This window comes from Phreatobacter sp. (assembly GCF_016793595.1).
Classification (GTDB): domain Bacteria; phylum Pseudomonadota; class Alphaproteobacteria; order Rhizobiales; family Phreatobacteraceae; genus Phreatobacter.
The window spans coordinates 839,085-852,771 of record NZ_JAEULY010000004.1; the positions used below are offsets into that span (position 1 = coordinate 839,085).

At 68.5% G+C, this 13,687-nt stretch carries 16 protein-coding genes; 9 read left to right on the forward strand and 7 right to left on the reverse strand.

What is annotated here, in order from left to right:
* Positions 1-70 precede the first annotated feature (70 nt).
* Complete coding sequence (locus tag JNK84_RS08165) at positions 71-1,150, forward strand: inositol-3-phosphate synthase (RefSeq protein WP_293422657.1); 1,080 nt, start codon at positions 71-73, stop codon at positions 1,148-1,150.
* Positions 1,151-1,199: 49 nt separating this feature from the next.
* A complete protein-coding gene (gene lptB, locus JNK84_RS08170; protein ID WP_293422660.1) occupies positions 1,200-1,916 on the forward strand; it encodes an LPS export ABC transporter ATP-binding protein in 717 nt (238 codons plus the stop codon).
* A 287-nt stretch (positions 1,917-2,203) separates the two neighbouring features.
* Here lptB and JNK84_RS08175 read toward each other — a convergent pair whose 3' ends face one another.
* Positions 2,204-2,719 carry a phosphatidylglycerophosphatase A family protein gene (locus JNK84_RS08175; protein WP_293422663.1) on the reverse strand — a complete coding sequence of 172 codons (516 nt, stop codon included), beginning with the start codon at positions 2,717-2,719 and terminating at the stop codon, positions 2,204-2,206.
* Complete coding sequence (locus tag JNK84_RS08180; RefSeq protein ID WP_293422666.1) at positions 2,716-3,852, reverse strand: hypothetical protein; 1,137 nt, start codon at positions 3,850-3,852, stop codon at positions 2,716-2,718. Before JNK84_RS08180 ends, JNK84_RS08175 begins: the two co-directional genes overlap by 4 nt.
* A 106-nt stretch (positions 3,853-3,958) precedes the next feature.
* On the opposite strand from JNK84_RS08180, the gene JNK84_RS08185 reads away from it, so the two are divergent.
* Genes JNK84_RS08185 through JNK84_RS08195 form a run of 3 tightly spaced genes read left to right on the forward strand, consistent with a single transcriptional unit; the run spans position 3,959 to position 7,129 of the window.
* Positions 3,959-5,161: an LptF/LptG family permease gene (locus tag JNK84_RS08185; protein ID WP_293422669.1), complete on the forward strand. Its 1,203-nt coding sequence runs from the start codon at positions 3,959-3,961 to the stop codon at positions 5,159-5,161.
* Complete coding sequence (locus tag JNK84_RS08190; protein WP_293422672.1) at positions 5,158-6,348, forward strand: LptF/LptG family permease; 1,191 nt, start codon at positions 5,158-5,160, stop codon at positions 6,346-6,348. The genes JNK84_RS08185 and JNK84_RS08190 overlap by 4 nt, the downstream gene beginning before the upstream one ends.
* Before the next feature lie 25 nt (positions 6,349-6,373).
* A complete protein-coding gene (locus JNK84_RS08195) occupies positions 6,374-7,129 on the forward strand; it encodes a glycosyltransferase family 32 protein (protein ID WP_293422675.1) in 756 nt (251 codons plus the stop codon).
* An 18-nt stretch (positions 7,130-7,147) separates the two neighbouring features.
* On the opposite strand, the gene JNK84_RS08200 is transcribed toward JNK84_RS08195, so the two are convergent.
* Positions 7,148-7,759 (reverse strand): DUF4833 domain-containing protein, encoded by a 612-nt coding sequence (locus tag JNK84_RS08200; protein WP_293422678.1) that lies wholly within the window; start codon positions 7,757-7,759, stop codon positions 7,148-7,150.
* Between the two features lie 195 nt (positions 7,760-7,954).
* Here JNK84_RS08200 and JNK84_RS08205 point away from each other — a divergent pair, with 195 nt between their 5' ends.
* The 4 genes from JNK84_RS08205 to JNK84_RS08220 are packed head-to-tail and all read left to right on the forward strand — an operon-like array spanning position 7,955 to position 10,293.
* The gene (locus JNK84_RS08205; RefSeq protein ID WP_293422682.1) at positions 7,955-8,233 is read left to right on the forward strand and encodes an acyl carrier protein; all 279 of its coding nucleotides are present in this window, start codon (positions 7,955-7,957) and stop codon (positions 8,231-8,233) included.
* 1 nt (position 8,234) lies between these two features.
* A complete protein-coding gene (locus JNK84_RS08210) occupies positions 8,235-9,446 on the forward strand; it encodes a beta-ketoacyl-[acyl-carrier-protein] synthase family protein (RefSeq protein ID WP_293422685.1) in 1,212 nt (403 codons plus the stop codon).
* Entirely contained in the window at positions 9,443-9,820 is a 378-nt protein-coding gene (locus JNK84_RS08215; RefSeq protein WP_293422688.1) for a hypothetical protein, read from the forward strand. The genes JNK84_RS08210 and JNK84_RS08215 overlap by 4 nt, the downstream gene beginning before the upstream one ends.
* Entirely contained in the window at positions 9,817-10,293 is a 477-nt protein-coding gene (locus tag JNK84_RS08220; RefSeq protein ID WP_293422691.1) for a MaoC family dehydratase, read from the forward strand. The genes JNK84_RS08215 and JNK84_RS08220 overlap by 4 nt, the downstream gene beginning before the upstream one ends.
* Before the next feature lie 17 nt (positions 10,294-10,310).
* Here JNK84_RS08220 and JNK84_RS08225 read toward each other — a convergent pair whose 3' ends face one another.
* The 4 genes from JNK84_RS08225 to JNK84_RS08240 all read right to left on the reverse strand — a co-directional run bounded on the left by JNK84_RS08225 (position 10,311) and on the right by JNK84_RS08240 (position 13,674).
* On the reverse strand, positions 10,311-11,564 hold the full coding sequence (locus JNK84_RS08225; RefSeq protein ID WP_293422694.1) for an aminotransferase class I/II-fold pyridoxal phosphate-dependent enzyme: 1,254 nt from the start codon (positions 11,562-11,564) through the stop codon (positions 10,311-10,313).
* Positions 11,565-11,782: 218 nt separating this feature from the next.
* Entirely contained in the window at positions 11,783-12,598 is an 816-nt protein-coding gene (locus JNK84_RS08230; protein ID WP_293422697.1) for an SDR family oxidoreductase, read from the reverse strand.
* Positions 12,599-12,691: 93 nt separating this feature from the next.
* Entirely contained in the window at positions 12,692-13,174 is a 483-nt protein-coding gene (locus tag JNK84_RS08235) for a DUF2938 domain-containing protein (protein WP_293422700.1), read from the reverse strand.
* 110 nt (positions 13,175-13,284) lie between these two features.
* A complete protein-coding gene (locus tag JNK84_RS08240; RefSeq protein ID WP_293422702.1) occupies positions 13,285-13,674 on the reverse strand; it encodes a DCC1-like thiol-disulfide oxidoreductase family protein in 390 nt (129 codons plus the stop codon).
* Positions 13,675-13,687 lie beyond the last annotated feature (13 nt).

Genomic DNA, 13,687 nt, shown 5'->3' on the forward strand with positions numbered 1-13,687 from the left:
GACAAAGCAATGAAGTATAAGGGGCGCCGCGCAGCCGGTGATTTTCGGCCCAAGCGCCTGGAGATCATTCGTGTCACGGTCTGCTATTCGTGTTGCCATCGTCGGCGTCGGCAATTGCGCCGCGTCCTTCGTCCAGGGCCTCCACTACTACAAGGACGCCAAGCCGGGTGAATCCATTCCGGGCCTGATGAACGTCGAAGTCGGCCCCTATCATATCCGCGACATCGAGATCGTGGCGGCTTTCGACATCGACAGCCGCAAGGTCGGCCATGACGTCGCCGAGGCCATTGTCGCAAAGCCGAACAATACGATCCAGTTCGCCCGGGTCCCCGAGACCGGCGTGACGGTGCGGCGCGGCCCGACGCTGGACGGTATCGGCAAGCACCTCGTCGGCGTCGTGACCGAATCGAAGGAAGAGCCGGTCGATGTCGCCGCCGCCCTCAAGGCCGCCAGGGCCGAGGTGATCATCTCCTACCTGCCGGTCGGCTCGCAGAAGGCCAGCGAGTACTATGCCGAGCAGGCGCTGGCCGCGGGCTGCGGCTTCATCAACTGCGTGCCGGTGTTCATCGCCTCGAACCCGGACTGGGCCAAGCGTTTCGAGGACAAGGGCCTGCCGATCGTCGGCGACGACATCAAGAGCCAGGTCGGCGCGACCATCGTCCACCGCGTGCTCGCCCGCCTCTATGAAGAGCGTGGCGTCAAGATCGACCGCACCTACCAGCTCAATTTCGGCGGCAATACCGACTTCCTCAACATGCTGGAGCGCGAGCGCCTGACATCGAAGAAGAAGTCGAAGACGCAGGCCGTCTCCAGCCAGATCGACGTGCCGCTGGCCGCCGACAACATCCATATCGGCCCGAGCGACTTCGTGCCGTTCCTCGACGATCGCAAGATGGCCTATATCCGCCTCGAGGGCACCGGTTTCGGCGGCGTGCCGCTGAACATGGAGCTGAAGCTCGAGGTCTGGGATTCGCCGAACTCCGCCGGCGTCGTCATCGACGCGGTGCGCTGCGCCCGCATCGCCCTCGACCGCAAGATCGGCGGCCCGATCGGCGGCCCGTCCAGCTATTTCATGAAGTCGCCGCCGAAGCAGTTCACCGACAAGGAAGCGCGCACGCGCACGCTGTCCTTCATCGAAGGCACCGACTGAGCGGCGCTTTCGCCGCTCCTCCGCTCCAGGGACTGGACGGTTTCGCCCCATGATCATCGCCCGCCGGATCGCCAAGGCACATGACGGGCGACCGGTGGTCAGGGGTGTCGATCTGGCGCTCCGGCGCGGCGAGGTCGTCGGCCTGCTCGGGCCGAACGGAGCGGGCAAGACCACCACCTTCTCGATGATCGCCGGCATTCAGGTGCCGGACAGCGGCGTCGTCATGCTGGACGACGCCAATATCACGCGGCTGCCGCTGTTCATGCGCGCGCGGATGGGGCTCGGCTACCTGCCGCAGGAACCCTCGATCTTCCGGGGCTCGTCGGTCGAGGACAATATCCTCATCACGCTGGAATCGATCGTCGCGGGGCGCGCGGCATGCAAGGCGCGGCTGGACGAGCTGATCGGCGAATTCGGCCTCGACCATGTCCGGCACGCCAAGGCGGGCGGCCTGTCCGGCGGCGAGCGGCGGCGGCTCGAAATCGCCCGCACGCTGGCGAGCGAGCCCTCGTTCATCCTGCTGGACGAGCCGTTCGCGGGCGTCGATCCCATCGCGGTGACGGAGGTGCGGCTGCTGGTCCGCAAGCTCGCGGGACGGGGCATCGGCGTGCTGATCACCGATCACAACGTGCGCGAGACGCTGAGCCTCGTCGACCGCGCCTATATCCTCGCCGACGGGCTGATCCTCGCCTCCGGCGCGGTCGAGCGGATCGTCGCCGACCCGCGGGTGCGGGCCGCCTATCTCGGCGTCGATTTCGAGCTCTGAGCGGCTGTTGCCGCCGCGCAACAGAGTGCCCGCAACAGGCTTGCGCCGCCAGACCGCCACAATCCGGCAACCTCCGCGCCTTCGCAGCGACACCGTCCGTTAATCATGCTCGTTCATGATCTCGGCAGTAACCGAAAGGCCGCTACCATGCAGCTCTTCGACGGAGTTGGTCTCGCTATCGCCCTTGCCTGCGGACTGCTTGCGGTCCGCGTGATGGCGGGCGTCTGAGCGTTCCCTTTGCCGCGCCGTCTTCGCGCGAACCGGTCCTCACGTCGCTCGACGGCGCTCTAGACGACACCCAGCCGCCACAGGCCAGCCACCACCGCCAGCGCGAAGATCGCCGCGACGGCATCGTCGAGCATGATGCCGAGACCATCATCGACCTGCCGGTCGATCAGGCCGATGGGCCAGGGCTTGGCGATATCGAACAGCCGGAACGCCAGAAAGCCCGCCAGAACCGCCCATCCGCCGGCAGGCGCGAAGGCGAGGACCGCCGCCATGGCCCAGGTCTCGTCGAAGACGATGGCGGGATGGTCGTGAACGCCGGCACTGGCGGCCGCCGTCCGGCAGGCCCAGACGCCGATCAGGAAAGTCGCGACCAGGATGAGCCCGGAGACGATGGCCGGCAGCATCGCCAGCAGCAGGCCGGCGGGAATGCCGACCAGCGCGCCGACGGTTCCCGGGCCGTAGGGAAACAGCCCGGCGCCGCCGACAATCGCCAGCATGTGCGCGGGATGGGCGGCCACGAAGGCGATATCGACCGGCGCCAGCGCGCCGGCGCCCTCGTCCTGCGCTGTGGTCATTCGGCGATCCCCTCCGCCGGCGCATCGCCATAGAGGCGATAGCGCTTGCTGATCCTGCCGCCGGCATTCTCGATGATCCGGCTCATGCGGACATTGTCGTCGAGAATCCAGCCCATCTCAATCTCGCCATCCACCGGGTTGGCGCTGATCAGGTTGGCGATGGCGACGATCGGCAGGCTCGCCCCCAGCAGCGTGTCGCGCAGGTCGGCATGCACGCCGAGCAGCGTGACGCGGCCGGTGCGGTAGGTGTGGGTCATCAGCCGCCAGATCAGCCGCGCCCAGTTGAACGGCAGCAGCCGGCCGCCGAAGCCGCGAATCAGCTCGTAGGCGTTGGGCAGCGCGAAGGCGAAGGCGACCGGCTTGCCGTCCATTTCGAGGATGATGCCGTAGCTCGCCTTCATCACCGGACGGGCGATCTGAAGCAGGGTCGCGAGTTCCGCGGTCGCCAGCGGGATGAAGCCCCAATTGTCCTTCCAGGACGCGTTGAACAGCTCGGTCATGATCGCCGCCTCGGCCCCGAGCTTCCACAGGTTCAGATGGCGGACGGTCACGCGGCTCTGCTGCGACAGGCGGGCGACGCGCGCGCCGGTCCAGCGCTGGGCCACGGTCGACGAGATCGAATAGGCCAGAAGGTCCTTGACCGGCGCGAGACCCGCCTGCTCCACCAGCGCGCCGAGATAGGGCGGATGCCAGGGCATCAGCACCATGTCGCCGTGCTGCTGCCCCTCGATCTGGACGCCGGCTTCCTCGTTGATCGAATAGGTGAAGGGGCCTTCGATCCGGTGGCGCCCGCGCTCCGCGTGCCAGCGTCGGGCGGTCGCGATGAGGGCCGCGACCACCCGCGGGTCGTCAACCGCGTCGAGGCAGCCGAAATGCCCGGTTCCCGCACGTTCCGGCGGGGTCAGCCGGTCGAACTGCGCGGAGATGCGGCCGAGCGGGCGGCCATTGCCATCCTCGGCGATGAACAGGGCGACCTCGCCATGGGTGGCGAACGGCGCCCATTTCGGGTGAAGCAGCAGCTTGCGTTCGAGATCGACGGGCGGCTGATAACCCGCGATCCCGGAATAGAGCTCTCGCGGTATGCGGATGAAGCGGCTAAGGTCGCGGGGTGACTTTGCTTCGACGATCTGCAAGCGGCTGTATCCCCGATCGGCGCCTGGGCGATCCGCCAATAGGCCCGCGCGACGGGCTCGGTCTCTACACGCTTATGCCGCGCCGCGCCAGCATGGAGCCGGCTGCGTGAACGCCTATGCCGTGCTTGTCCGGCGCCTGCGCTCGCGCCTCGACCTGACGGGCCGCTCGCGGCCGTTTCCGCGCCAGCAGGGCAACCGCATCAAGCGCGAGGTTGTCGTGCAGGTGGCGCTCGTCCTGCTGCTGATCGAGAGCATCTTCGTCGCCGAACAGCTCATTTCCGGCCTGCTGGAGGAGGTGCTGAAGATTCGCGCCTCGCTCGGCAGCACGCTGGTCCTGATGACCGCCATGCTGCCGCAGGTCTTCGAACTGGCCTTGCCGACCGCCATCCTCATCGCCGTCTACCGGGTGTCGCTCAGCCTGCGCGAGGACCGCGAATTCCTCATGCTGTCGAGCCTCGGGATCCCGCCGCACGGGCTCATCCGCCTCGTCATCCGCATCGGCATCGTCGCCCAGATCACCGCCATCGCGGTCGGCGGCTTCATCGACCCCCTGTCGCGCTACGGCTTCCGGCTGGTGATGTTCGCCGCGCAATACAATGCCCTGATGGGCGGCACGATCACCGCCAGCCGCCTGATCGAGACACGCGTCGGCACCGTCGCGGTCACGCCCCGCCCGGATGGCGAGCCGCGCCCGCGCCTGTTCGTCCGCCAGACCAATCCGGACGGTACCGAGCGCGTCGTGGTCGCCAACGGCTCGCGCCTGACCGGGCCGGACGTCAGCGGCCGCGTGGCGCTGCATCTCTACGATTTCGTGGTCGACGACTTCGCCGCGCCCAGTCCCGGTTCGCCCCGCCCGCGGATCGCGCCCGTCTCGTCGCTGCGCGGCATTTCAACCCAGCAGAGCATGATCATCGACGACGTGGTTCCCTTCGATCCACGCGGCCGCAACACCGCCGAGCTGACGCTTCCCGAGCTGATCTCGACCGCGGGCAGCAACCCGGCCCACCGGCTGGAGCTCGGCAAGCGCCTCGGCCGCAGTTTCCTCTGCCTGCTCGCGCCGCTCATCGCCCTGCTCGCCTTGTCCATCACCAGTCGCGCCAATCAGGCCTTCGTCCTGCCGCTTGCCTGCGCCGGGCTGATGGCGACGGAGATTCTCGGCACCACCGCCCTGTCCCGGCTCATCGCCATGGGGCCCTGGGCGATGATGGCGATCATCCTCGCCGGCGCGATGGCCGTCGGCGCAATTCTGGTGGGTGTCATCGCGATCCGGTCCTCGGCCGTCGCGCGACCCGCCCTCGGCCGGTCATGACCGTCTTCGACACCGCGCGGCCGCAGCGGCGGACGAGGCGCTTCGCGCTCGTCCTGTTCGGCACCTATACGCGCACGCTGGTCATCGCCCATGCCCGGCACATCGGCACCGTCACCGCCGCGCTGCTGATCGTTGCGATGACCCTCGACCTCGCCCCGCGCGCGGAGTGGATCGCCTCGCAGGCGCCGTCACGCGGCGCGCCCGCGCTCGTGCTGCATTTTCTCTGGTATCTGGCGCTGCGGATGTCCGACCTGATCGGCAACCTGCTGCCGCTCGCCTGTTTCATGGGCCTGTTCTGGTCCGAAATCACGCTCACCCAGTCACGCGAGCGCGTCATCATCTGGAACGGCGGCCGCTCGCCGCTGCAGACGCTCGTGCCGCTCGCCATTCTCGGCGTCGTTTTCGGGGCGCTGCAGGTCACGGCGCTGTCGGTGCTGCGCCCCGGCGCCGTGGCGATCCAGATCGAGCAGAATCTCGGCGAATACGGCCGGCGCTTCGATCGCCGCCTGCACCCGGAAGCGCGGCAGTGGGTCACCCTGCCCACCCATCTCATCCACGCGCGGATCGACTATCGCGCCAGCCGGATGGTCGATGTCCAGGTCTTCGAATTCTCCGATACCGGCAGGCTCAACGGCCGCATCGAGGCCGCCTCCGCCGAGCCGACCTCGACGCATGGCCGCTGGCGCTTCCATTCCGGCAGCCGGTGGGACGCGCCCGATGCCGCGCCCACGAGCCAGCCGACCGATACCGGCGCAACCCGGCGGTTCGACGTGGAGGATGACGACCTGCCGGTCGATCCGCTCTGGCTCGCCAGTTTCGGCATCGACGCGCGCTACCTGCCGAACGGCGTCCTCGCCTCCCTCGCGACAAGGGCGGACATACCGGACGCCTCGGGATACCGGACCTGGCGGCAGGTTCGCATCGCGCAGTTCTTCCTGCCCTTCGGCATGCTGCTGCTCGCCTCCTGCCTCGCGACGGCGCTGATCGCCCAGCGAACCGCCTTCAAGCCGATGATCCTGATCGGCCTTGCCGGCTATTTCCTCTATGTCTCCAACAATATCGTCGTCTGGCTCGGCGAATATGGGCAGCTGCCCGCGATTTTCGCCGCCTGGCTGATGCCGCTCGCCATGGTCGCCTCGGGGCTCGCCCTGATGACATGGCTCGAACGGCGCGGCCGGGCGTCATGAGCCGCGCCTGCGTGAAAGTACCCGCATGATCCCGCTCGTCCTGCACCAGACCTGGAAATCCGCCGACCTGCCGGCGGATCTGGCCGCGTTCCAGCAGAGTTTCGTCGCGCGCAATCCCGGGATCGCGCTGCGCTTCTACGACGACGCGGCCATGGCAGCCTTCGTCCACACGCGATTTCCGCGCCATGCCGCGCTGTTCGATTCGTTCCGCTTCCCCGTCCAGAAGGCGGACTTCTTCCGCCTGCTCGTGGTCCTCGACCAGGGCGGCATCTACGCCGACATGGACATGGAATGCCTTGCCCCCTTCGGGACCTTGCTCGACACGGACAAGGCGGTTTTCGGGGTGGAGGCGACCGTCACGGCGACCCGGCAGGCGGAGCTCGGCTACGACCAGCCCTACCAGATCGCCAACTGCATCTTCGCCGCTCCCGCGGGCAACGATTTCATGGCGGCGCTGGTGGACGACATGGCGGCGGCCATCGCGGCGCGGCCGGTCGATGCCGTCGGCGGCATCGAGGATGCCACCGGGCCGAAGGCGCTGACGCGGTTCTTCTATGCCCGCCGGCCGAAGGATGTCGCCGTGCTGCGGCAGATCTACTGGGTGCCGCCCGACCTCTACGCCGACACGCCCCTGCTCAACGGCCGCGTGCGCTGCCGCCACCACTTCAAGGGCAGCTGGAAGGGTGCGGGCGGGGTCATGTCGCTGAAGCGCCGGCTGATCGAACGCAACCCGCTTCCCAATCCCTTCCCCGCCGGGCTCTGGCACGATTTCGGCTGGTGACGCCGGCCTTGGCGCCGGTCACATGTCCAGGCGGATTCGCTCGCGCACGGCTTCACCCGAGGCAATGTCGAAGCCGTGGATGTCGACATAATGGACCTTGGGGATGAACCGTCCGCGCTCGGCCATGGCATAGGCATAGACGATGCGGACCGTGCGCTGGCCGATCTTCATCACCGCGCGCGGCTTGCCGTCCTCGCCGATCTCGACGACGGCGTCGCGGTCGCGGTAGCTCGCCAGCCGGGCCGAGTAGCGGCCGTCGGCCACGCGCTGCGTGCTGACCCCGAAGGCGAAGACCCGCTCGAAGAAGGACAGCGGCCGGCGCGCGCCGTCGGCGTCGTTGTAGCGGCGCCAGAACACCTCGACGGGATTGCGCGGGTCGAGCTTGCCGTCCGGCCCCTGCTTCGCGAGATAGACAAGGACGTTCTTGTCGATGGCCTGCTGGATATAGACCAGCATGCCCGGATCGGCCGGCACGGGCAGGTCGGGGCGCGCTACCGGCAGGGAGCGCGAGACGCTGATCTCGGAGCGCCGGACGGCAATCGGCGGCAGGCTGTCCTGTGCAAGGGCGGGCGCGGCGACCGCCCCGCCCAGTGCCGAAAGGATGAGGCCGCGGCGGTCGATTCCGGTCATGCTCCCGAATTCTCCGTTCATGCCCGTGGAGACCGTCCGCCATGCCGGCGGCCGGGACGCGCCGCCTGGCGCCATGAGGCCCTAGATAGGACGGGAAGAACGGTTTAGGAAGGCGTCCGGCCCGGCCCAGGCGCGGCACTGGACAACCGTGCCCAAGCGTGCGACGCAACCGTAACGGTTCACAAAGGTCCAAGAATGACTGAATCTGCTGCCGCGTTCGAGAGCGACCAGTTGACGCGCGACCTCATCGAGGTGATCGCGAAGGAAGGCATGGTCGATATGGCCGGGGTCGGTCCGGAAACCACTCTCGCCTCGCTCAACATTGCCAGCGTCGACTACATGATGATCCTCGCCGCCATCGAGGAGAAGTTCTCGGTCTATATCCCGATGGACGAGAGCCTGGCGGAGGTGAAGGATGTCGGCGGCCTGCTGGGCGTGCTGAAGCAGCGCATTCTTGCGGAAAAGAAGGCCTGACGTGTCGTCGCGTGAGGTCGTGGTCACCGGCATTGGCGCGGTGACGGTCGCCGGTTTGGGCGTGGACGCACTCTGGAAGGCGGCCTCGGGCGGCGTTTCCGGCGCCAACCCGATGGCGCTGGCGCGCGACTTCGGCCACGTGATCAAGAACGCCGCGCAGGCGCCGGCCGTCGACATCGCCGACTATCTGCCGGGCACCAAGCCGGCCTATTTCGACCGTGTCACCGCGCTCGCGCTGGTCGCGGCCATGGAAGCGGTCAGGGATGCCGGCCTTGCCGATGCCGGTCCGCTCGGCAAGCGCACCGCCGTCGTGGTCGGCACCGGCATCGGCAGCCTCGGCACCATCGAGGAGGCCGCCTACAACCTGATCCAGGGCCGCCGGCCCGACCCCTTGAGCGTGCCGCGCGCCATGACCAGCGCCGCCGCCTCGCATATCGGCATGGTCTACGGCTGCACCGGCCCGAGCTTCGTCATTTCGAGCGCCTGCGCCTCCTCGGCCCAGGCGCTTGGCATCGCCTTCCAGATGCTGCGCGCCGGCATGTGCGACCGCGCCATCGTCACCGGCGCCGAGGCGATCATCACCACCGGCGGCATGAAGGGCTGGGAGGCGATGCGCGTGCTCAGCCCGGACCTGTGCCGGCCTTTCTCGAAGGGGCGCAACGGCCTGCTGCTCGGCGAGGGCAGCGCGGTGCTGGTGCTGGAGACGGCGGAGCTGGCGCGCGCCCGCGGCGCGCGCGTGCGGGCAAGGCTGCTCGGCTACGGCACCACCAGCGACGCCAAGGACATGCTGCGCCCGGACGTGGATGGCGCCTCCGAGGCGATGGCGCTGGCGCTCGAGGATGCCGGCATCGCGGCCGGCGACATCGACTATGTGAACGCCCACGGCACGGCGACGCTGCTCAACGACGCCACCGAGAGCGAGGCGCTCGGCCGCATCTTCGGCAACCGCCTCGGCTCCGTCCCGGTGACCTCGACCAAGCCGATCCACGGCCACACGCTCGGCGCCGCCGGCGCGATCGAGGCGATCGTCACGATCCGCGCGATGGAGGAGGGCCGCGTGCCGCCGACCATCAATTTCCTTGCGCCGGACCCGAACTGCCCCGTGGACTGCGTGCCGAACGAGGGCCGCTCCCAGCCCATCGGGCTGGCGATGAGCAATTCCTTCGCCTTCGGCGGCATCAATGCCGCGCTGGTGTTCGGACGCGCCGCTTGAGCCTCGTCGGGCAATCGGCCTCTGCGTCGCTGACCGTTACCGTCACGGCCGAAGCACTTGCCGGATTCGCCAGAGGCATCGGCGCATCGGGTTCGGGCCAGCGCCGGCCGACGACATTTCCGATCTCCTGGCTGACGCAGCCGGCCGTGGTCGATGCCGTGCGGCAAATGGCGGCCGACCGGCCGGCCTCGCTGCCGGTCCACGAATTGCAGACCATCGAGACACTGGCGGAGGCGCCGCTCGGCCAGCCGCTGATGCTCACAGCGACCGCGACCCGCACGGACGCCGACCGGATCACGCTTCAGGCGGTTCTGGCCGATGCGGGCGGCGCGTCGCTGACGCGTCTCCACGCCATCCTCAGGCTGGTGCCATGAGCGAAGCGGGAAAACCGGCGACCGGCGAAGCGGAAAAAGCAACGACCGGCGAAGCGGGAAAACCGACGACCGGCGAAGCACTCGCCATCGGCCACACCTTTCCCGACCATCGCTGTGGCGTGATCGATGCGGCGCGCGTTTCGACCTATGCGACCGCCTCCGGCGACGACAATCCGATCCATACCGACGAGGCAGCGGCACGGAGCATCGGCCTCGGCGGCACGATCATCCAGGGCATGCTGCTGATGGCGCTCGCCGACGAGGCGCTGGCCGCGTGGCGCCCGGACTCCGCCTGCCAGCGCCTGACGGCGCGCTTCGCGCGGCCCGCGCCGACCGGCAGCGAGGTCGTGATCGGCGGCCGGGTGGTGAAGACCGAGGCAGTCGACGGCGCGGAACTCGCCACGCTCAGGATCATGGTCAAGGACGGCAAAGGCGCCGTCCTCGCCATGGCGGAAGCGGTGATCGCGAACTGATTCCGATCAATCGCGGATCAGGCGGTGCGCGCCTCGACCGTCAGATCGCTGAGGATGCCGAGGAAGCGCTCGATATCCGCGTCGGTATGGGCGGCCGACACGGAGAAGCGCAGCAGCACCTCGCCGCCCGGGGTCGCCGGCGGCACCAGCAGGTTGACGTAGATGCCGCGCTCCAGGAGGCCGCGCCAGAAGCCGATGCCCTGCACCAGACCGCGCATCTTGATGGCGCCGACCGGACCGGGCTCGGCGCAGAGCGAGTAGCCAAGACCCTTCACGCCCGAGCAGAACTTCTCGGCCTTGCGCCAGAGGTCGGCGCGCAGCTCCGGCTCGCCGCCGATAATGCCAATGGCGGTGCGGGCCGAGGCGACCACGGCCGGCGGCAGGGAGGCGGTATAGAGATAGGCGCGCGCCATGAACCGCAGCGCCTTCAGCGCCGGGTGCGAGGTGACGCAATAGCCGCCAATGACGCCGACGGCCTTGGAGAAGGTGCCGACGACGGCATCGACCAGATGCTCGGCGCCCTGCTCTTCGGTGACGCCACGGCCGTTCTTGCCGTAGAGGCCGAGACCGTGCGCCTCGTCGACCACGACCAGCGCGCCGCGCGCCTTGGCGACTTCGGCCAGATCCTTGACCGCGCCGAGATCGCCCCAGACCGAATAGAGGCCTTCCAGAACCACGACGATGCGCGAGGCGGGAACGGTCGCCTCGTCCAGCATGCGGCCGAGGTCTTCCGGATCGTTGTGGCGGAACGGCTTGAAGGTCGCGCCGCTGGCACGGCAGGCATCGATGATGCTGGCGTGGCAGAAGGCATCGTAGAGGATCAGGTCGCCCTCGGCGGCCAGGCCGCAGATGGCGCCCATATTGGCCATGAAGCCGGTGGAGAAGATCACCGCGTCCGGGCGGCCATAGAAGTCGGCGATCTCGCGCTCCAGCAGCGCATGGCCGATCTGGTTGCCGCTGGCGACGCGCGAGGCGGTCGAGCCGGTGCCCCACTGGCGCAGGGCCGTTTCGGCGGAAGCGATGCAGCGCGGGTCGAAATTGAGGCCGAGGTAGCTGTTGGTGCCGAACATCGTGGTCCGGCGGCCCTCGATCACGGCGCTGACGGGGCTGTCGAACTGGTCGACCTGGACGCGCAGCGGGTGGCTGCCCTCGCCGACGGAGCGATTGATGATGTCGCCCAGCGTCGCCACGCGGCGCAGGATTCCGGAAAGCTGGGCAGTGGCGGCGACGGTGGGCGCTCCGTTGTCGGGATGCGCGTTACTATCGGACATGAAACAGCTTCGCCTTCGTTCGTCACCGAACCGTCAAATGACGGATTCAGTCGCTATAAGTTGCTTGTCGGGAACGAGCAAGCCTCGGGCCAATTCGCACACGACCAACACGAGCCGCCCGAAAATACCGGGGCGGTGCCAAAATATTCAACGAGGTCAACGACGTGTGCCGAATCCCGCCTTCGGCGACAGCCCTGCCCATCACGTTCCTTAACAGATCATCTCTTAAGGCCGAAATAAAGTGACATGCCCCATCGGAAGATCGGGCCGGGAACGAGGTTGCGCGCGGCCACGAGGACGCGCTGCGGCGCCGGGCCGACCACCCGGCGCGCGCCGGAGCGGTTTCCCTCGACAAGTCCGGCAACGAGACCGGCGACGGCTGCGGGCGGCGCGCCTGCCTTCTCGTCCTTCTCGTACATGGCGATGACCCGGGCAAAGTCGGCGGCATAGGGTGAGGCGGGGTCGGTCGCCGCCGTGGCGCGCACCCGGTTCTCGACCACCGGGGTCGCGGTGTCGCCGGGCGCAACCAGCGTCACGGCGATGCCGAAGCCTGCCACCTCCTGCCGCAGGGCCTCGGTCAGGCCCTCGACGGCGAATTTCGTCGCGGAATAGATGCCCTGGAACGGCATGCCGATGCGTCCGGCGAGCGAGCCGACATTGACGATGAGGCCGGCGCGGCGCTCGCGCATGCCCGGCAGCACGGCCTTGGCGACGCGCACCGGGCCGAGGACGTTGGTCTCGAAGCTCCGCCGCGCCTCTGCGATGGAGGTGTCCTCCACCGCGCCGGAGACGACGAGGCCGGCATTGTTGACGAGCACGTCGATGCGGCCCGCCTCGGCGAGGACCGTGGTGACGGCGGCAAGGACGGAGGCGTCGTCCATGACGTCCATGGCGACGAGCCGCCATGGCGCGGCGTGAGCCTCCGGCCGGCGGCTGGTGCCGTAGACCCTGTGCCCGCGCGCGTGAAGGAGATCGGCGATGGCTCTTCCGATACCGGACGAGGCTCCCGTCACCAGGACGACTTTGCCGCTCATGAAGACCCCCGCCGCGCGATTGGACGGCGGTTGTTTAGCCTGCCCGGGCGCGCGGCGCATCAGGCGCGGCGCCGGATTCCCGTGGCGGTGTCGTCAGGGGCGCGCGATGAGCGCCGCGCCGTAGAGGCCGAGCGCGAAGACGGTGTGGCCGAGAATGTTCAGCGCCCGGATCTGCATGGCGTTCGGACGCTTCACCGCCGCGATGCCGGCCCCCATGCCGGGTTGGAGGATGAACCAGCCGCAGCCGATGGTGACATAGCCGACGACCAGCGCCGGAATGAAGGTCGGCGCATGCGCCCAGCCGAGCCCCCAGATGGCGAGGAGGGCCGCCGCGAAGACGATGCCGACGGCATAGTGGAACACCCAGCCGATGGCGAGTTCGCTGGCGATCGGCGCGGCCTTGCCGATATCCGCATGGACGAAGGTGCCCTGCGGCAGATGGCCGACCCAGCGGCCCACCATCGCCCAGTTGGGTGGTGCGATGCCGAAGGCTTTGCTGAGGAACAGCGCCCAGATGTCGAGGAGCGCGGTCGCGGCAACGCCCAGCACCACCGATCGCCACAGAAATTCGCCCATGCGCCCCTCCCCGGCCGCTCGTTGCAGGCCGTTGTCGAGGGCAGTCTGGACGATCGGATCGGCCGCGGAAAGACGCGCGGGGTTTGCGAATGGCTGGATTGCGGATGCGATCAGCGGGCGATCCTGTCGCGCCCGAGGAGCCTCAGCGCCGCATTCCGCCCGCCGCGCAGCAGCGGATAGAGCAGGCGCGACAGGCGCGGATGGCGAAACAGGGCGGCATTGGCCCTGTTGAACAGACCGCTGCGGGTCGACAGCAGGGCGAGGCGGTTCAGCACGTCGCCGCCGAACCAGGTGTTGCCATCGAGACGCAGGATCATGCCTTCGTTGATGTCCATGCCCCCGGCGGCATGGAGGCGCGCCAGATCGGGGCGCATGCGCGCATCGATCAGCGCGACCGGGCCCGCCGCCTCGATGAGGCGCGCATGGGCGACATAGCGCGCGCAGAAGGGGCACTCGCCGTCGTAGAGCAGGTAATTGTCGGACGGGAGGTCATCGGCCATGGTCCATGGATAG